The following is an 18,974-nucleotide window of genomic DNA, read 5'->3' as shown; positions in this document are numbered from 1 at the left end:
AGAAAAGAATAAATTGGAGTAGTTGGAACGCCGTATGCGGTGAAAGTCGCACGTGCGGTGTGAACAGGGGGAAAAGGGAGCGATAACTTCAAACCCTTACCTATCTGTATGAATAAGGAATGTTATAATTTTAGTTAAAACGTATAGATTGTAGTTAGGTGATAATATGACAAATGATAGAAAAACTCAGTTAGAGAAATTACTGAAAAAAAATAAAATAAAACAAGCAAAGATCCAACTTGTGGACGATTTAAAGAATTACCACGAAATAGATATTTCCAATAAAGCGTTTGCTGAATACCAATTATCTGAAGAAGCTCATAATAAAATTTATGACAGAATAAAAACTGGTAAAATAAAAACTCTTAAATTCCCTTATGACGAAGATACAATAATTTCAAAGATTGATTTTATTTTTAATTACTATAAGGATTATGTAAAGGAAATTGTTCTGTTTTATCCTTCTACATTTGGTTTTTACTCTAGAAGTAGTAATCAACTTTATCTCGAATATCCAATTGCCCTTACATTACCGTTATTAGAATGCAAAAATATTATTATGAAATTAATGTTAGAAATGCACGATGATTTAGTTGTTGTATCAGAGGAATTAAATTTCGGTTTTGTTTTTAGCGAAGATGAATATTCAGATGTAACAATTGAATATTGGGGTAAATAAATTCTTTTAAATAGCAATATTTATTCAACTAAAGCATGCATGAGTTGAATAGAAGCTGCCAATTCAGGTGGCTTTTTTTATTCGACTACATGGCAGGATATGCATAAGGAAATTAGTGATAAAATGAAATTAAACAATTAATTACTTGAGGTACGAAGAAATGAATAATAAAGAATTCGAAGCGATTATTAAATTACCAGCAAATATCAGATATGAATATTTCATAAAAAAAGTTGCTGATTATGAAGAAGTTTGGGCGTTATATGATGATGGATTTGTTACTGCTATTGATGAAAATGGTAATAAAGTTATCCCTTTCTTTCCTAAAAAAGAATTTGCCCAAAACTATGCAAAACTTGAGTGGGCTAATTGTAAACCAATCACTATTGAGTTAGATGATTTTATAAATAAGTGGCTACCTAGAATGGAAAAAGATGAAATCAAACCTGCAATTTTTCCAGTAGATGATAAAATGGCAGTAGTAGAATATGAATTATTACTCAGAGATTTGGAAACTGAACTTGAAAATTATTGAACTAACGCATGCGATACTTCAATAGAAGATCGCTTTTTCTTATTCAACAAAATGGCATGATAGTTGAACAAGAAAGTTTAAATTACGATGCAGAAAATGGAAAAATAAGGTAAAATATAGTGACAAATCTGAATAATTAGGGTGGAGGAAACACAATGTTGGGAATTAAAGTAGAAAAAATAGGTAATGAATTAATAATTAAGCATCAGTTAACCAAAGTAGAAATTCCTATTAATGAAATTGTTAATGTTACATCTGATGATACATATGCGGGAAAAGAGAAAGATGCAATAAGAATTGGTTCTCCTTATGGTACTACTGATAGGATTGCAATCCAGACAAAAACAAATAACTATTTATTATTTACAACTAATTACGCAACAATTATGAATAAAATTAAATCAGCTATTGCAGAAAATTAACAAATTAGGGATTGCGGGGCAATCCTTTTTTCGTATTACTAATAAGATTGTTAAGAATTACCCTTATAGGAACGTATGCGTTAGTTTAGTAACATCATAGTAAAAAAGGATCCCCGTAATGTTATACGACAGTTGTAGAAGTTTATCTTTATGAAAGATTATTTTATAAGATTGATTTTTGGACTTGTTACATTTTCGATTATTATTGTTTTATCTTTTATTTATAGGTTTCAGTTAGTCAATTCTAAGTACCCAATAAATAGTTTTGTTTTATTGCTTCTTGTATTAGCTGGAGGTTGGGGTGGTTGGTTTTTTTACAAGTCAAAAATGAAGTAAAGTATAATACTTGTTGAACTAAACCAGCTAATAGTTTGTCAATAATTTTCAATAAAAAAATTTTGTGACTCATGTTATACTATTTTTGACATGCCAAATAATCTTCCATATAAATGAAATTGGAAGATTGTGGTAATTTAAGTTTATTCAGATTTTAAGCTAGATCTTGGAACGTCGTTTTGCTTTTTAACAGGGCATAAATCCAATGTAATAGTTTGTTTACACAAGCAATAACTGTTACTCTAAATGGTTTTCCTTCTTCGCGCTTTTTATCATAAAATTGTCGCATTCGTTTATTTCGTGGGCTGATTTCGTCTGTTGTCTTACTCTTACGATTATCACGAATTGCACACCGAACTGCCATGAATAACGCATGTCGCAATCGACTAGAACCACGTTTTGTAATACGGTTTCTACTGGCTGTGAATTTACCAGATTCAAAGACACTCGGATCAACTCCAGTGAAAGCCACAAGTTTTTTAGGATTATCAAACCGATCAATTTCACCAATTTCAGAGATAATCGTTGCCGCGATTTTTTTTCCGATACCAGGTATTGATTGGATGATAGTATATTCTTCAATTTCTTTTACGAGGACATCTATCTCTGCTTTCAAATTGGATAGATGTTCTTTGTATTGAAGAACCATTTTGATATGCATTTCAAGCGAAATAATAAGACTTTTATAAAGATTAACTTGAAACGGATTTTTTCAGCCGCAGTAATTAAAAGCTTTGATTTTTCCTTTGCCCATTGTTTAGATCGACTAGTACATAAAGATGCGATTCGTCTAGCTAGCTGGTCTTCACCTGCTTGTAACACAGTTTCAGATGAAGGAAACTCTAGTAAAGTTAAGAGCGAAACATTAGAATACAAGTCGCCAAAAACTCCTCGATATTCAGGAAACACTTGATCTAGAATCGCTAGAAAATGTAGTTTTGCCTGAGAACTAATACCCGTTAAATGATCGTGCTGTCTTGTTAAATTTCGCAGGTTTAGTAATTGTGCACCACGTTTTTTATATGGCTCTAACTCTTCTTTGTAATACAGCTCGCAGAGGTGGTACGCATCGATGACATCAGTCTTTACCTTTCTTAAACTCGAACTTTTAGCTCGATAAGAGATTAATGGATTAATAACGATATAAATATAATTTAAGTTATCTAAGAACTGCATAACAGGTGAATGGTAATGCCCTGTGGATTCCATTATTAATACTGGTTTTGTATTCGTTGTTTCTTCGATTTTCTGTAAGAATTGAAGTAGCTGCTCAAAGCCTTCAACCGTATGTAAAATCTTAAAACTTCTTTTGAAAGGAGTCTTTTTATCTAAAAAACCTTGAACCTGACTCTCACCTTTTGCGACATCCAGACCAACTACTGGATTCATAATATCTCCTCCTAAAACTAAATTTATCGGTTCCCCTAATACTCCCTTATAGTGTCATAGGTTCACTTGTTATTCGGGATCCTTGTCCCAACCAGCCCAAAGCATGTTTCTATAAGTAGGGGGTGAACTGTTTAGTTGACGGGGTCTAAGCCCCACGCAAGCTTCGTTCTGCCCCGACTACTTTAATCATAAGACCAAATAAAAAATGGTCAACCAGAAAATTTAACTGGTTGACCTTATAATACGAACGCATGCGTTAGTTCAATAATGTCATTGTCTCAAAAATCTTTTTAATCACCTGCAATAGTTATATTATCAAATTCCTTATTTCTTAAAATTATTACTAATTCATCTATTTCATTTTTATATTTATTTGGTATAAACTCCTTAATAGATAAAAATTTTTTTATTAATTCATCAATTTGACTTCTGTTTAAGGTAACTACTGAATCAGCACCATAATATTCTCTTATTTTACTAAGAATACCCCACTCATCTGGATGTATGTTTCCGAAAAATAGTTGGTTATGTAAACCTTCACTTATTTCTGCAAGAAAATGTTCTTCCTTCTTTTTATCATAATAATATATATCTAACCCCATTTGATTCACCCCCATCAACTTATAACACTCATAATTTTATCATTTCTTATGCAACTAATCTGCCATTTTGTTGAATAAAAAAAATCGACTAAACAGCCGATCATGTTGTTCAACAAAAGCATGCTTTAGTTAGTTTAATTTCCTATATTTATTTTTAAGTTTTTACTCAAGGAGCGTAAATAAAATGTATTTTAAGGATGCAATACTTAGTGGTGATTTTATTAAAGCGAGAGAACTTTCTTCTAATATGGATGGAGAATCTTTGTTAGAAGAGCTTTTTCTAATAGCCTATGAAGAAGAAAGCATTGCACCTTATGCTTTTGCAAACTTTCAACTCCTAGAGGAAGAATCATCCGAAAATCATTATATGATTTCATTTATTCTGAGTATGGCTTTAAACTACTTGGAGGGAGCATATCAAGCATCGTTTCATCATGCGAAAAAAGCAATGGAACTATCGCCAGAAGATAATAGTTACAAAGAGTATATCCTTTATTTTAATAAGCTCCCTGAAAGGTTATTAAGTAACGAAGAAGCTATTGAAGTGGCAAATTCAATTCTGGAGAATGATCCTATAAACACTACGGCATTATCAGTAATTAATGAATTAAAAAATTGATATCTTATGCAACTAACGCAGTGCGTTAGTTGAAGAGAGATTTCAATTTTATAAATTAAATGATTCTAAATAAGTTTTCAAATGTTCATGTTTTAATAATTTTGCTTTTTGGTTAATCGAAAATGCTATTTCATACGTGAGTCTATCTTTGCCAACAGAGTTATGCGCACCTACACTAGGATTTGTCTCAACAGTAACCCTGAAATCAAACCCTCTAAACCCATTCAAACGTTCTATATTAATAAAATCAACATCATATGGATAAACATCAACGCGTCTATTAAAATTTTTCACATAATAATTATTTACATCACGTTCGATTTGTTCATTTAAATAAACCATTAATAAATCCTGAAATTGTAGCTCTTTAGAATCCTCTTGATATGTTCTGTTTGCCGCATTACAAGTAGATTGATTTCCAATCAAAATTCCAATCACAAGAAATGCGGTATAAATTCTAATTTTCATTTCATCACCTTCTAATAATCAAATAACTATTAGAATAAGTATCCAACAAACCATTACATTTATACTAAGGGATCATCACATTCTTATTATGTTTGAGATAAAAAAAACTGAATAAGCAGTCTGTGTCTTATTGAACTAAAGCATCAGTTAGTTCAACAACTTGTTATACAATATTGTTCTTACTTTTACTATTTAAAAACTATTTATAACATTTGATTTGCGATTTTGATAATATCTTTCTTGCGCTGTTCAGACGAAATATTCTTGTTATTGTATCCTATTTCGTAATAAATCCCATTCTTTTCGAATGTGAGCGTATTTCCATTATATTGACCGTTCACTCCGTCAGACAACTTAACCTTCTTACTAGAACCACTATACTCCACTTTAAAATTATGAACTGTTATCAATAAGATAATCTCATCATTTTTATCCTTTGAAAATGATGTAAAACTAACTCTCAAATTTTTCCCATCATGTTTAACATCATCAATTGTAGAAATTCGAAAAGGTGTAGCATCAAACGGAATATCATTCGGCATTTTCACCTTAAACGGAAGTGCATCTAACGCCTCGTCTAACGAGGAAGCCTCATAGCTTACTGGTATGGTTTTTAATTGTTCCTCCGTAAGATTTCCCTTTGGTTCTACTTTTTTTAAATTAGATGTATCTAAAGTGTCATTATTAATATTTTTACAACCAAATAACAAGACAATCATCAATATAGACACTAACCATGTCTTTTTCTCCAAACCACATTCCCCCTTATCTAATTTTAATGCTATTTGATGAAGTGTTATTACCCACTTTTTAACATCATTTTAATATATATATATTTCTATGCTATTTTTTTAAATCCTTGTTCAACTAAACTGCCATTATGTTGAATAAGGAATTGAAATTCTTGGTCAAAAAGAAGAACTTTAAAAGACGGAAGGCTGGGCAAGTTACTGGCATATAAGAATTATGCGTGAATTAAACCTTGATTCTAATGAAGCAATTGAGTACGCAAAGCTTAATGCAGAAGTAGTTCAGCCATCAAAAACAAGCATTAACCCGTATTATTTAGGATTAAGAATGTTTGAAGATATAGAAGAGCGATATAATAATCCAACAAAAGAAATGAGAGAATTAGGTGTAAAACCTGGTAGCGGTCGAGAAAAAATGTTTGAAGTACGAGAGTTAGAGTCTGATAGTTCATTTATACGAAACTACTTAACGAAAGACCTTGTCATGAGTGAAGATATGTATTTATCCCAGCGCCAAGGTAAGGAATATAAAGTCACTGATAAGGCATGGGAAAATGTACGGGATCAGCTTGTAGTTAGTCGAGTAAATGGTGGATTCCCTTATATTGTTGTTCAAGAAGGCGATTACTTAAAAAACGGGGAGCTTTATTTGAAGCATTCTTATGAACATATGGAACTTGATGTGAAGTATGTTGAGAAGGTTATGCCGTATATTCATCAGTTGTGGGGTAGAGGGGTTCATTTAGAGACGAATATTGAGAATAAGTCTGTGTTATTTAGTTATGATGGGAAGAATATTCATCGGAAGTATATTTAGTGCCACCTTTTTAGGTGGTTTTTTAATGGATTAGAAAGTATGAAATTCTTCTTCGATAAATGTAACTTATGCAACTAATACATAAGTGAATATACATGTAGGTTTTTGAAAGTAATGATACTAAACAATGGCTGTAACTAAAATCATTTATGTTTATGAGATTACTATTGATAAAATTTATAACTAATTAACTGATATACAGTTCGGATACCCTTTGGTATAATTTGTTTATTAAAGGGGAGATTAATTAATAAAAATGATGATTACTTCATAATTGAAAGATATGGATATCAGTTATTGTAGGAATTGAAAGAAAAGATCTTTCTGATGATAACTTGCCAATACAAAATATTTGATTCTAAATTAGAGCTTAATCAAAAATATATCGAGCCAATCGTTTTTAGCACGGAAGAATGATTTAATCAGGAGGAAATTTAAGCATGACAATAAAAATCGCTGTTATAGGAAGTTGTGTTTCTAGAGATATTTTTAATTCGAAATTTATACCCTATCATAAGGAATTATTTGAAGTAGTTTCAACTGCGTGGCAGACCTCCTTTACGAGTTTGGTCGCAAAACCGGTTGAGCTGTCGACAGAGGATTTGGATACAGGAGGCAGATTAAGGGACCACAGATGGAATACACTTTTAAGGGATTTAAGTAAAGAACCCCTTAAAGAGATTCTTGAATCTATGCCGGAATACATTATAATCGATTTCTTTGCTGACGTTAATTACGGATATGTTAAATTAGATCAATCAGAGGATCATTTTTTATCGAACAATCCGAATGGATTTAGGAAAACTAAATTTTATAAAACGAAAAAATGTGGAAAAACATACGATATACATAAGAATGCGAGATTCCTTGAATTCTTCTATAAGGGTTTTGGCAAGTTTTATCAAATTATTAAAGAACAGCTCCCGGAAACAAAACTAATAATTAATGGTTTCTTTGAGGCCTTTGGATACATAGGAGACGAAAAATATCCTGTGCGATATGATATTGGTACGCAGCAAAAGGTTAAAGAAAATAATACTAGATATCTTGAAATATATGAATCCATTAGGAAGGATTTTCCAGATATAGATATTATTGATATGAATCAAAAAACATATTTTGGCGATCCAAATCATCCTTTTGGTAATCACCCATATCATATGACAAAAGAGTATTATAACGACTTGTTTAATACAATAACGAGGCATGTTTTAAAACATGAAATAGCAAAAAAGTAAGATGCAAGCACTCCAGTTAGAGTGCTTTTTATTATGCCCGAAAATGGAGGGTGTAAGATGAATATCCAATAGGTATCACAAATTTCAGCGAATATCATCACAGATAAGATAAAAGGACAGCTCATTAATTATATTCAATGGATATTAATACTGATTCTCTTCAATTTAAAATAAAAAGATGGAACTGGTACTCCGCAAAATGGTGTAATATCTCCTGTCCTAGCTAATGTTAAACTTCATTATGTACTTGGCTATGGTTTGAGAAAAGTGTCAAGAACCAGTTTGAGGGACAAGCGTACTTAGTAATTAATGCAGATGAATTTGTGTGCTGCTTTCAATATTAGAATGAAGCTCAGGGTTCAATCTCTTATGCCTGGTGTATTAACAGCAATTATTTTGTCTGGGTGAAATAATGACCATAACGAACAAAAATCTTTCCATTCGATGGAAGCAATCGTTTATCATACATTAATTGATAGAGAAAAAGCAGAATTAGTAAATGGCAAACCAGACGTTGGTGTAGTGGAAAGAGGAGTGGTTACCAAGGAAATTGTACATCTAACTAACGATCGATGGAAAAGAAGTTTATGTTGTTGCATTTAGTACAAAATACATTCAATTAGAGTTATTGGCAAAGGTTTTAGAGAGTAAAAGGTAGAAAAGCCTTTTGTTATGTAACTAAAGCATGGTTTTGTTGTACAACGATCGACTGCTTCGGCAGTCGATTTATTATACTAAAAGGCAGGTTAGTCATAATGAACGAAACGGCTCCATTTTGCTTATCGTAGGTTGCACTTGGCAAGAATGGTAGTAATCAATAAGCCTACCAAAACCAAATGTAGAGCTACAAACAAAAGGAGCCGTTTATATTATGAAGGATAGTCAAATATTTGTTGGTTTAGACGTTTCAAAAGAGATTATTTCCGTAGGTATTGCTGAAGAAGGACGAGGGGAACCGAGATTTCATGGAAGTATCCAAAATACACCCGAAAGTATTCGTAAGCTTTTTAAGAAGTTGGGTGAGCCAGAGAAATTCCTTGTGTGTTAAGAAGCAGGTTCTTGTGGTTATAGTATTTATCGTCAGCTTTTATCAATGGGGATTGAATGTATTGTTGTTGCACCATCACTTATTCCAAAAAGAACTGGAGATAGAGTTAAACAGATCGTCGTGATTCCTTGAGATTAGCTCAGCTTCTTCGAGCTGGAGAGCTAACTTCCGTTTGGGTACCCGATGAAACACATGAATCATTAAGGGATTTAATTCGGGCTCGTCATGATGTTCGAGAAGATATACAACGAGTTCGTCAAAGACTGGTGCACTTCTTACTTCGTCATGAAATACGTCCACCTCAAGGTGTTCGTAATTGGACTGTAAAACATCGTACTTGGTTGAATTCACTTACATTTGAAAAAACAACTTTACTAATCGTATTTCAAGAGTACTTTCATTCAATTTATGAAGTTGAAGAAAGGTTGAAACGCATTGAGCTCAAATTCATGAAGAAACAATTGAAAGTGAACACGCACCAGTAATTCAAGCCCTACAAACATTAAGAGGAATTGCTGAAGTAATAGCTGTGACTCTCGTTGCGGAAATTAGTCAATTTTCTCGATTCTCTAATCCAAGACAACTAATGTCCTATGCTGGATTGGTTCCTAAAGAGTATTCAACCGGTTCCAAGGTTCAAGGTAAAGTTTTAGTCATCTGGAATAGTTAATGGTATATCTACAATGTTACTAACATTATTTATTGATCCTAAAGCTTCTGTTTTAGCAGATAGAGTAATGAAAAAACAAAGTGATTATATTTACTTAAAAAGTTATTCGATAACAATGATTAGTTCTAAATTTTTTGGTACAATCTTGTCTCAATTTTTATTTATTCCTGCTGCATACTATGTTGCTTGGTTTGCGAAGTGGATATAAAATCCTTATGCAACTAAAAATCCCTTTCCTCTTTAAAAAGGAGTATATAAATATAAGCACCTGCAATTCTTCCTACAATTGTGTTAAATACCTATTCAACAATTCTATCACTATAACAAAAAAGAGCAGCTAATGGCTGCTCAGAATTTTCAACTATCACATGCGTTAAGTGGAGGTTCTATTTTTATTCTACTTGTTCAACCAATGATTGATAAATTTCCTCCAGTGACCATACTTTTCCTTTTTCATCCTTATAAACTACATGTTCACTTTTAAAGTGAATAGGGGAATCCAAACCGGCTGCTGCGGCTAACCGAAATAAACCTTCACGCATTGAGATTAGATAATTCGCCGTACGGTATTTTTTTTCATCAATGACAAGGGCTTTTTGTAAATCAGGATCTGTTGTGGCGACACCGACTGGACATGCATTGGAGTGGCATTTTAATGCTTGAATACAACCAACCGTTATCATAAAACCTCTTGCAATATTAACAAGATCAGCCCCCATTGCTAGTGCAATGGCTACTCGATCAGGTGAAAATAATTTTCCTGAGGCTATAATTTTGACTTGATCTCGTACGCCATATTTTTTTAAAGCATAATCCAATAATGGTAATGCAGATTTAATAGGCAAGCCCACACTGTCAGCCAGTTCCTGGTATGTGGCACCTGTCCCGCCTTCACCACCATCTACAGTAATAAAGTCAGGGCCTTTCCCAGTATTTTTTATATGTTTTGCTAATTCATCAGCTTCATGCTTACTACCAATAACCACTTTCATTCCTACAGGCTTACCTGTAAGTTCTCGAATACGTTCCATAAAATCAAACAACGAAGGAAAGTCCTGAAACTCTTGAAAACGATTTGGACTATCAATTGATTTATACGGTTCTACCATTCTTATTCTTGCAATTTCCTCTGTCACCTTTTCACCATCAATATGTCCACCACGTGTTTTAGCACCTTGAGCTAATTTAAGTTCAAAAGCTTTCACTTCTGGAATTTTACTTTTTTCTTTTAAGGCATCCCAACTAAAATTACCATCCTTATCTCTAACTCCAAATAGACCTGGGCCTATTTGCATGATAATATCTACGCCACCCTTTAAATGGTATTCAGACAAACCGCCTTCACCTGTATTCATCCATGTCCCCTTAGCAATAGCTAATCCCTCTGAGAGTGCAGTAATAGCTCTATCACCCAGTGAGCCATAGCTCATGGCAGACATACCAATCTGACCTTTTACAATAAAAGGGTTCCTGGTGTTTCTACCTATCACAATTACATCACTATCATCCAACAAATATGCAAGTGATTCATTCTTCTCTAACCGTTCATGCTTCTGTGTAAATAAAGGCTCTTTTATTAATAAGTATCGATTTGTAGTTACTTTTATTTGCTGATCCATTTTTAATTCTTCTGATAGTTTAGGGAACATTGTATTACTAATATAATACCCTTCTTCTTCAAAATCTCTAGTAGACCCAAAACCAAGGACATCCCGTTTATATTTTGCTTTTTTGACAATATGCTGATATTCACTTCGGGAAAAGGGTTTACCTTCTGAGTCATTGTTGAATAAGTATTGACGCAGTTCAGGGCCAATAGTTTCTAAGAAGTACCTAGCTCGCCCTATCACTGGGTAATTTCGGAGTATTGGGTGCTGCTTTTGTTTACGGTCTATAAAAAACAAATATAATGCACTTATTATTAAAACTAAAAATATTAAGGCAGAAAAAATGAATCCAGTTATAACTAAAACATTTGTTAAATTCAATATTAATCCCCCTAGCAATAATTCCTTTCTAATATACATTTATAATTAAGATTTCCAAAGTTATGCAGATTATCCAGTATTTATACATAATCAAATTAACAATCAAGAATATTCGGTATATAAAAAAGAAGCAAACATATATCTGCTTCTTCCTATGTATTTTATTGTTATGGTTCGGTTCACCTTAATAACTGATAAAATATGTGCGAAGGTCGCTAATTTCTCGCTCATCAGGCCCAAAAAGAGCAGCGTAAACGGAGAATTTCCATTCATCAGTTTAACTTTCCCCTTTAAAAAAGAAAATTATTATCCCGAAAAAGTTGTTGACATATCTAATTCTCATCCGTATAGTATTAGTTATTATAAAAAATATTCAGATATTTGTTTATTTTTTCAAAACGCAAAGATCAGGAGTAGTAAAAGATAATTATTCGGTAAAGAGAGCTGCGGGTTGGTGGAACGCAGTCCAATGATACTTTGAACTTGCCTGGGAGTGGTAAAGCGGAAGATTAGCTTTAATCTATTCTTTTGTTTTAACGATTGACCTTCGTTACAAGGTTTTTAAAGTAGGGTTCAAAAAAGAGCCAATAAGAGTGGTACCGCGGTAAGCTTAAGGCATATCGTCTCTTTCTTCATTTGATTATGGAGGAAGTGATGATATGCCTTTTTTGATTTTTTGGGAGGTTAGGATATGAAAATGGACAAACGGAAATTACAAAGGACGATGACTTCAAGACATATTACGATGATGGCATTAGGAGGTGCAATTGGGGCAGGTTTATTTAAAGGAAGTAGTTCAGCGATTGATATGGCAGGCCCCTCCATAATTATTCCTTACTTGATAGGGGGCATCATCTTATTATTCATACTGCAAGGTTTAGCTGAAATGGCGGTCAAAAATAGCGATGCAAGAACATTCAGGGACCTTGTCCAATCTATTTTAGGAAAGTATCCTGCCTATTTCCTTGATTGGATCTATTGGAAAATGTGGGTATTGAACATCACGGCTGAATCAATTGTTGCAGCGATTTTCATTCAATATTGGCTGCCTGAATATCCAATCTGGATACTGGCATTAGCTGTTTCAGTGTTAGTTACAGTAATTAACTTGCTATCAGTAAAGGTTTTTGCTGAAACAGAGTACTGGCTTGCTTTAATTAAAATTACAGTCATCATTGTGTTCATTTTGGCTGGATTAATACTGCTACTTGTTAATTTTGGTGATCATAAAGCAGTCGGTTTCTCTAACCTGACTGACCATGGCGGTTTCTTTCCGAATGGACCAACAGGTTTAATCTCAGCGATGCTGGTTGTAATTTATTCATATGGAGGTACAGAAATTATCGGGGTCACATTGGCAGAAACAAAAAATCCCGAAAAAGTTGTTCCAAAAGCTGTTCGCAGTACATTGATTAGAATCATTTCTTTCTATATTATTCCATTTTTTATCATTGTTAGTTTAATTCCTTGGAACAAAGTAAACGGGGTGCCAGAAAGTCCGTTTGTGATGGTCTTTAAAATGATAGGAATTCCAGGTGCTGACCATATTATGAACGCCGTTGTTCTTATAGCAATTATTTCATCAATGAACTCTGGATTATATGGTTCATCCCGCGTTCTGTATACGCAAGCCGTGGACGGTCGCATTCCGAAAATCTTTTCGAGTTTATCAAAGAAAAAAGTTCCTGTTTACGCAATTTTAATGTGTACTTCCACTTTATTCGGTGGTGTACTTATTTCTTTATTTGCTGGAAGTAAGACTTTTGATTTCCTAATGGGGTCGCTAGGATATACGGTATTATTCATCTGGTTGATCATTGCCTTCGCCCATGTGAAATCACGTAAACAATCACCTGTGGAAACAAGTGCCTATTCAGTTAAATGGTTTCCGTATACGACTTGGGCTGTAATCGTCGCTTTACTTATGATTCTGATCGGAATCATTTTCACAACTCCAATCATCGTAACGATTATTACACTTTGCATCTACATTTTTATTACCTTAACGTATCTATGGCAAATTGGCCTTAACAAAAAGACCTTAACAAAAACTAGTAGAAGTGAAATTAGTAATAATTGAAATAGATGGTGAAATTTATTTGAAGGATTACTATGAAAATTTGGAATTAGATGTGAAAAAAGTAATTCCTTATATTCATCAGAAGTTTCTTTGAGAACGCCTTGTAAAGGCGTTTCAGACTGTTGACAAACGCTCGCTTTCTTCGTTGCTTCGCCTGTCTGCGGTGCTCATTACCGTCTAGGGTAACTCCGCTCCTCACCAGGCTTCGCGCCTCGAAAGACAAGCGCTTGCAATCAGTCTGAAAATCAAGTTTTTAGTACTTTGTCTACATACTGGAACGCCTTGTAAAGGCGTTTTTTTTATGAATCAGTAAACAATATCACTACCTTTTTCATTTTTAAATTATATTCAACTATCTAATTTTCAAATTTTTAGCTTTTATTGCAAATATATGTGATGGAGTATTTATAGATAAACAATCTTAGTCTCAATGATTAAAGTAATAAACCAAAATGTTTCTTCTATTTAAATGGTAACTAGATATTATTTCTTAATTTTTTGTAAAAAAAATTTTTGCCAATACTAATAGGTAAATTCTTTTTTCTGCACTTTTGTCGAATTAATATCAATGATGTGATTTGTATCACAAACGTGTGTTAATACCTTTGTTATTCTATGAATGATGTTTTAAATAAGGTGGGTCAATTTATTATTCACACTTCTTAGAGAAAAAACACTAATACTCTAAATTCATCAATGAATTTATCTATATTAAGAAAGTGAAAAATCAGGTTTGCATTTTTAGATGACATAATTCATATAATCCTGTCAGAGAACATTTACCAAACGGTAAGTCGTGACTCTATGCCTAATATGATTTATAATTAATCTTGTTTATAGGTTTTAATACCATATGTATTAAACAATCGTGTCCACTAATAAGGGTGAATATTTTATGTCACGCTTTGCAGAGGAGAAATATAAATTGTGTATTAAACTAGAACCGTCTATAAAGAAAATGCTGGAGAAAGGTGCTGAACAGTTAAGTGTCTGTATGTCTGAATATGTAAGGACACTTATCCTCTAGGAGTTCAGTAAGAAATTAACCAGAAGAACGGCAGATGGGAAAATTAGTGTATAACTCACTAAAAAAATAAAGAATAAAATATTTTCAAAGCTAAGTATAGAGAAATGCAGTTATTCTGCTAGACGACTTAGAAAATACAGAGCTATAGGGGGAATAACATGCCTCATAAAGAAAAAGAGCTGGCATTTAATGGGCAAGCAAATGCAGAAAATCTAAGGGTTGAGGATGTATATATAACATTTGATATATGCTCTAAAGAATTGAAGCATGCAAATAATGTTGAGTTCTATATTAAGAAAAGAAATGATTCTAAAATTATTACACTGGAAGTAAAAAGGTCCGTATCCGGCAATAAAGAACACATCATCATTCCGATTTCTCAGTTTCAAGGTAAAATTACTGAAAACAGCCGCTGGGATTTGTCTATGGAATTATACCGTGATAACGTGAAAGTAAACAAACGAATCGGAAACTTCAATGTTAAGCCTTTGTCAGAGAAAGATAAGCGTGTAGGCTATTTAATGCTAAATGAAACGTTTGGTATAGCGCCATATCTGGCTTTAAATAATGAGTTCTCATTCCATTTTTGTACTCCAGAACAGTATATGAATACAAAGTATCCTGTAAAAACAAAAATCCATAAATTATCTATAAATAAACAAGGGGTACTAAAGCTTACTGCCTCAATTAATCTTAATGAATCACATGATTTTGTAGTAAATCATATCACACTTAGGTTACGACAAGATAAGAGCCATGTAATTCAGATCCCTTGTACTGAAGAGATGTCACGTGACAAGAATAGTAGAACGGTTAAAGCAGAATTAAATATTAGCCAGTTAGAACTAGAGCAATTTTATTGGGATATTTATATTTCAATTACTATAGATAATGGCGATGTACATCATGCACGTCTTCGCAATGATAATTATTTAATTAGTAAAAAATTGAAACATGGTATGCTTAAATATACTGTAAATACTTCAGATAACTATATGATTTATCCTTATATTACTGCGAATGATTATCTAGCTTTAACATATCGACAAAAAGGTGAATTCGAATCTCTTCAGTATAAGATTAATGAGTATATGGCCTTTATTTTATATAGTTTATTGTTCTGGTACTTTACAAGGAAGCCAATTTGGCTTATTCATGAGAAATACTCAGAAACGGCTCAAGATAATAGCTTCTATTTCTTTAAATATTGTTATGAAAATCAATATAATAAAAAGGTTTACTACGTGATTAAAAAAGGATCGCCTGATGAGAAAAACTTGGCCCCTTATAAAAAGCGTGTCGTTTACTTTATGAGTTTTAAACATCTCTTTCTATTACTTGCATCAAAGTTAATTGTATCCTCAGAGACAAAAGGTCATGGGTTTGCATGGAGGGTTTCACAAGGAGTTATCCGTGATTTTTTATACGAAAAGAAGTATGTATTTTTACAACATGGTGTACTAGGTTTGAAAAAAGTTGGAAATTCATTTAAAGCAAAATCTTCTAACGGTGCAGACCTATTTGTAGTATCTTCTGATTTTGAAAAAGAAATCGTAAAAAGAGAATTTGGTTATAAAGAAGAAAACGTCATTGTCACAGGCCTATCAAGATGGGATGTATTAAAGGATAAATCGCATCAAAACACAAAAAAAGAAATTTTCTTAATGCCTACTTGGAGAAATTGGCTTGAAGAGGTAGAGGATGATAAATTTATTTTATCTGATTATTATCATGTGTATAACGGTCTAATACAATCAGAAAAGCTCTCCCAATTGTTAAAGGACAATGATATTACATTGAACTTTTATGTCCATCCTAAATTTATGCCATACGTTGAAAACTTTACTAGTTCTAATGAGCATATAAATGTTATCCAATTTGGAGAAGCAAATATTAATGAATTAATTATGCGTTCGAGTTTATTGATTACAGATTACTCTAGTGTAGCTTGGGAGACATATTATCAAAAGAAGCCGGTACTATTCTTTCATTTTGACTTGGATAAATATTTAGACATTCAAGGTAGCTATATGGATCTAAGAAATGATGTTTTTGGAGAAGTTGCATATGCCTCTTCAGAATTAGTTGATAAGTTAAGCGTTTATATAAACAATGGGTTTAAAGAAAAAGATGAATTTAGTTTAAATAGAAATTATTATTTTAAACATGTTGATCAAGATAACAGCGCTAGAATTTTTAAGTATATCAGTGAACGGGAAAAATCCCTTGTTAAATGGGGAGGAGTTCATAAATTATTAAAAAGAAGCTATCTTCTAAAATCCATTTATAGAAGATATAATCAAAATCCACTTGTTAGACGGATTAGCACAAGTATCTTAAGTGTTCTAAAGTGAGAAGTTGCATGTAGCTTGTTTAAAATTTTAACTTCACCTTAGAACTAGGGTAGATGATTATACTTTTAGAGGATTGAACATCTCTGTTAGCGTTCAAATATTATAATAATCAAGATCACCTGGTCAGCCCAGGACCGTATCATTATAAGAGTAGAAATTATAAATATATTCAAAAATTATTAAAATTATCCAAGACTACCTTTGCAAATATTGTAAAGGTAGTCTTTTTTATAGATAGAAAGAACTGCGTATCTAACTGTTTTTTTTCACATGCTACTTGGATAGTTTGACCAAGCCATATTCTGATTTAATATTTCTACTTTCAAGTAACGAGTTATTGATCTTAAAGCTTTAATAGACTTACACAAAGATTGATTTTTATAGTGTGAAAGATGAGTAGATAAGTAATAGTAGGTCATAAAGTGTAACAGTTATTTATTTCGTCATATTCTTTATTCATGGACTATGAATATTATGTTACAATTATTAATGTTGTTTTAAAAGAAATACAAATTTCTGCATTTTATGTTAATTTTACAAGTTTGAAAAACTATGATCATTAGAATTTTATATAGTAGTTCACAGGCATTTACATAAAGCTTTTATGGATAAGGAATAGTATTACTAAGAAAAATGAAATTATTAAAGATTCTATTCAAAAGTTAAATGAAATCCAACGAATATTTGCTTATGACTTGACTTTGAAGGAAAACGATAAGATGTAGGAGAGGAATTAGAGGTTTATTCAAACAACAATATTGCGTTGCGAACTGGAATTGAGAAATCATCTTGTTCAATTTTAAAATTTATTTTTAAAGACAATAACAGCTATTATTACCTTGTTAAATAATTACTAAAGTAAAGGAAGGAATGAAATAAATGATAGTAGTCGTAGGCGGTGCCGGATACATTGGTAGCCATACAGTAAAAGAATTGTTAGATCAAGGCCATGAGGTCGTAGTGTTTGACAACTTATCTACAGGGCATTTAGAAAGTATAGATCGTCGAGCAATATTTGAGAAAGGCGATATAAGTAACAATGAGGACATAGAACGTCTATTTACGAAGTATTCAATTGAAGCAGTTATGCATTTTGCTGCAAATAGTCTTGTTGGAGAGTCTGTTGCAAATCCTTTCAAGTACTATCAAAATAATGTAGCTGCAACACTTACATTGCTTGAGAAAATGATCCAATACAAAATAGATAAATTTATTTTCTCGTCTACTGCGGCAACTTATGGAATTCCAGAAACAGACATTATTACAGAAACTACACTTACCAGTCCCATTAACCCTTATGGCCGTTCAAAACTGATGATTGAACAAATTCTTCATGACTTTTACAATGCCTATGGTTTGAAATATGTAGTACTTAGATACTTTAATGCTGCTGGGGCTCATATTTCAGGTGAAATTGGAGAAGATCATAATCCAGAAACACACTTAATTCCGCTAGTGCTACAAAATTTGTTAGGAATAAGAGAAACGATTTCTATATTTGGTACTGATTATGACACGCCCGATGGAACATGTATCCGTGATTATATTCATATTACAGACCTTGCGCAAGCCCATATTCTTGCATTACTTAGTCTTCAAAATGGTACAAAGTCTAATGAAGTATTTAATCTTGGGAACGGTAAAGGATTTTCTGTAAAAGAGGTAATTGAAACCTGCGAAATGGTTACAGGCAAGAAAGCAAATATTGTTCTTGCTGAACGCCGTGCTGGAGATCCTGCAAAGCTTGTTGCTTCATCGCAGAGAATTTTTGAACAGTTGGGTTGGGAAGCTAAGTACTCACTTGAAGAAATGATTCAAACAGCTTGGAACTGGCATCGCTCACATCCGAATGGATATGTAAGTGTTGAAAAATAAAAATAAAAGGTATGAAGGTACAACCTTTCTCGGAATCCTATTTTTAAGTTGGGTAGATTTTTGAATGAGTAAAATAGA

At 32.6% G+C, this 18,974-nt stretch carries 15 protein-coding genes, 3 pseudogenes and 1 other annotated feature; of the genes and pseudogenes, 13 read left to right on the top strand and 5 right to left on the bottom strand.

What is annotated here, in order from left to right; translation table 11 throughout:
* Nucleotides 1–166 precede the first annotated feature (166 nt).
* The 3 genes from B6K90_RS08585 (at nucleotide 167) to B6K90_RS08575 (ending at nucleotide 1,636) form a co-directional block, all read left to right on the top strand.
* Nucleotides 167–679: a hypothetical protein gene (locus tag B6K90_RS08585; RefSeq protein ID WP_088012316.1), complete on the top strand. Its 513-nt coding sequence runs from the start codon at nucleotides 167–169 to the stop codon at nucleotides 677–679.
* A gap of 160 nt (nucleotides 680–839) precedes the next feature.
* Nucleotides 840–1,214, top strand: coding sequence for a DUF2750 domain-containing protein (locus tag B6K90_RS08580; RefSeq protein WP_088012315.1), 375 nt, complete (start codon nucleotides 840–842; stop codon nucleotides 1,212–1,214).
* 155 nt (nucleotides 1,215–1,369) lie between these two features.
* Nucleotides 1,370–1,636: a SunI/YnzG family protein gene (locus tag B6K90_RS08575; RefSeq protein WP_088012314.1), complete on the top strand. Its 267-nt coding sequence runs from the start codon at nucleotides 1,370–1,372 to the stop codon at nucleotides 1,634–1,636.
* A 490-nt stretch (nucleotides 1,637–2,126) separates the two neighbouring features.
* Here the strand turns inward: B6K90_RS08575 and B6K90_RS08565 are convergent.
* Together B6K90_RS08565 and B6K90_RS08560 are read right to left on the bottom strand one after the other, a co-directional pair.
* Nucleotides 2,127–3,361, bottom strand: a pseudogene (locus tag B6K90_RS08565) (IS110 family RNA-guided transposase).
* A gap of 290 nt (nucleotides 3,362–3,651) precedes the next feature.
* Complete coding sequence (locus B6K90_RS08560; RefSeq protein WP_088012312.1) at nucleotides 3,652–3,963, bottom strand: hypothetical protein; 312 nt, start codon at nucleotides 3,961–3,963, stop codon at nucleotides 3,652–3,654.
* A gap of 184 nt (nucleotides 3,964–4,147) precedes the next feature.
* Here B6K90_RS08560 and B6K90_RS08555 point away from each other — a divergent pair, with 184 nt between their 5' ends.
* A complete protein-coding gene (locus tag B6K90_RS08555) occupies nucleotides 4,148–4,582 on the top strand; it encodes a hypothetical protein (RefSeq protein WP_088012311.1) in 435 nt (144 codons plus the stop codon).
* A gap of 48 nt (nucleotides 4,583–4,630) precedes the next feature.
* Here B6K90_RS08555 and B6K90_RS08550 read toward each other — a convergent pair whose 3' ends face one another.
* The gene (locus tag B6K90_RS08550) at nucleotides 4,631–5,050 is read right to left on the bottom strand and encodes a DUF3888 domain-containing protein (protein ID WP_088012310.1); all 420 of its coding nucleotides are present in this window, start codon (nucleotides 5,048–5,050) and stop codon (nucleotides 4,631–4,633) included.
* Between the two features lie 203 nt (nucleotides 5,051–5,253).
* Entirely contained in the window at nucleotides 5,254–5,802 is a 549-nt protein-coding gene (locus tag B6K90_RS08545) for a hypothetical protein (RefSeq protein WP_088012309.1), read from the bottom strand.
* 181 nt (nucleotides 5,803–5,983) lie between these two features.
* Here B6K90_RS08545 and B6K90_RS08540 point away from each other — a divergent pair.
* From B6K90_RS08540 to B6K90_RS08520, 6 genes and pseudogenes are all read left to right on the top strand, one after another.
* Nucleotides 5,984–6,616: pseudogene (locus tag B6K90_RS08540) on the top strand (SpoVR family protein); the annotation flags it as partial.
* A gap of 440 nt (nucleotides 6,617–7,056) precedes the next feature.
* Nucleotides 7,057–7,854 carry a DUF6270 domain-containing protein gene (locus B6K90_RS08535; protein WP_088012307.1) on the top strand — a complete coding sequence of 266 codons (798 nt, stop codon included), beginning with the start codon at nucleotides 7,057–7,059 and terminating at the stop codon, nucleotides 7,852–7,854.
* Between the two features lie 871 nt (nucleotides 7,855–8,725).
* On the top strand, nucleotides 8,726–8,902 hold the full coding sequence (locus B6K90_RS23375; RefSeq protein WP_139840702.1) for an IS110 family transposase: 177 nt from the start codon (nucleotides 8,726–8,728) through the stop codon (nucleotides 8,900–8,902).
* Nucleotides 8,903–9,024: 122 nt separating this feature from the next.
* Nucleotides 9,025–9,387 (top strand): annotated as a pseudogene (locus B6K90_RS08530) (IS110 family transposase); the annotation flags it as partial.
* Nucleotides 9,348–9,572, top strand: a complete 225-nt coding sequence (locus tag B6K90_RS24530) for a transposase (RefSeq protein WP_088012305.1) — start codon at nucleotides 9,348–9,350, stop codon at nucleotides 9,570–9,572. The pseudogene B6K90_RS08530 and the gene B6K90_RS24530, both read left to right, overlap by 40 nt.
* Complete coding sequence (locus B6K90_RS08520; protein ID WP_268875918.1) at nucleotides 9,565–9,780, top strand: lipid II flippase family protein; 216 nt, start codon at nucleotides 9,565–9,567, stop codon at nucleotides 9,778–9,780. Before B6K90_RS24530 ends, B6K90_RS08520 begins: the two co-directional genes overlap by 8 nt.
* 184 nt (nucleotides 9,781–9,964) lie before the next feature.
* Here B6K90_RS08520 and B6K90_RS08515 read toward each other — a convergent pair whose 3' ends face one another.
* Nucleotides 9,965–11,560 (bottom strand): FMN-binding glutamate synthase family protein, encoded by a 1,596-nt coding sequence (locus B6K90_RS08515; RefSeq protein ID WP_088012304.1) that lies wholly within the window; start codon nucleotides 11,558–11,560, stop codon nucleotides 9,965–9,967.
* A gap of 394 nt (nucleotides 11,561–11,954) precedes the next feature.
* Nucleotides 11,955–12,191 (top strand) — a binding site (T-box leader).
* Nucleotides 12,192–12,251: 60 nt separating this feature from the next.
* Between B6K90_RS08515 and B6K90_RS08510 the strand changes: the two genes are divergently transcribed.
* The 3 genes from B6K90_RS08510 to galE all read left to right on the top strand — a co-directional run bounded on the left by B6K90_RS08510 (nucleotide 12,252) and on the right by galE (nucleotide 18,896).
* A complete protein-coding gene (locus B6K90_RS08510; RefSeq protein WP_088012303.1) occupies nucleotides 12,252–13,640 on the top strand; it encodes an amino acid permease in 1,389 nt (462 codons plus the stop codon).
* Nucleotides 13,641–14,825: 1,185 nt separating this feature from the next.
* Nucleotides 14,826–17,021, top strand: a complete 2,196-nt coding sequence (locus B6K90_RS08505) for a CDP-glycerol glycerophosphotransferase family protein (protein WP_088012302.1) — start codon at nucleotides 14,826–14,828, stop codon at nucleotides 17,019–17,021.
* A gap of 879 nt (nucleotides 17,022–17,900) precedes the next feature.
* On the top strand, nucleotides 17,901–18,896 hold the full coding sequence (gene galE, locus B6K90_RS08500) for a UDP-glucose 4-epimerase GalE (RefSeq protein ID WP_088012301.1): 996 nt from the start codon (nucleotides 17,901–17,903) through the stop codon (nucleotides 18,894–18,896).
* Nucleotides 18,897–18,974 lie beyond the last annotated feature (78 nt).

Source organism: Gottfriedia acidiceleris, from assembly GCF_002128425.1.
In the GTDB taxonomy this organism is placed as follows: Bacteria; Bacillota; Bacilli; order Bacillales; family Bacillaceae_G; genus Gottfriedia; species Gottfriedia acidiceleris.
This window is presented reverse-complemented; position numbering and strand designations above follow the sequence as displayed.

Excerpts from the sequence above, each read along its gene's own strand:
- B6K90_RS08585 (WP_088012316.1), top strand. The coding sequence starts at position 167 with ATGACAAATGATAGAAAAACTCAGTTAGAGAAATTACTGAAAAAAAAT.
- B6K90_RS08580 (WP_088012315.1), top strand. The coding sequence starts at position 840 with ATGAATAATAAAGAATTCGAAGCGATTATTAAATTACCAGCAAATATC.
- B6K90_RS08575 (WP_088012314.1), top strand. The coding sequence starts at position 1,370 with ATGTTGGGAATTAAAGTAGAAAAAATAGGTAATGAATTAATAATTAAG.
- B6K90_RS08560 (WP_088012312.1), bottom strand. The coding sequence starts at position 3,963 with ATGGGGTTAGATATATATTATTATGATAAAAAGAAGGAAGAACATTTT.
- B6K90_RS08555 (WP_088012311.1), top strand. The coding sequence starts at position 4,148 with ATGTATTTTAAGGATGCAATACTTAGTGGTGATTTTATTAAAGCGAGA.
- B6K90_RS08550 (WP_088012310.1), bottom strand. The coding sequence starts at position 5,050 with ATGAAAATTAGAATTTATACCGCATTTCTTGTGATTGGAATTTTGATT.
- B6K90_RS08535 (WP_088012307.1), top strand. The coding sequence starts at position 7,057 with ATGACAATAAAAATCGCTGTTATAGGAAGTTGTGTTTCTAGAGATATT.
- B6K90_RS23375 (WP_139840702.1), top strand. The coding sequence starts at position 8,726 with ATGAAGGATAGTCAAATATTTGTTGGTTTAGACGTTTCAAAAGAGATT.
- B6K90_RS08510 (WP_088012303.1), top strand. The coding sequence starts at position 12,252 with ATGAAAATGGACAAACGGAAATTACAAAGGACGATGACTTCAAGACAT.
- B6K90_RS08505 (WP_088012302.1), top strand. The coding sequence starts at position 14,826 with ATGCCTCATAAAGAAAAAGAGCTGGCATTTAATGGGCAAGCAAATGCA.
- galE (WP_088012301.1), top strand. The coding sequence starts at position 17,901 with ATGATAGTAGTCGTAGGCGGTGCCGGATACATTGGTAGCCATACAGTA.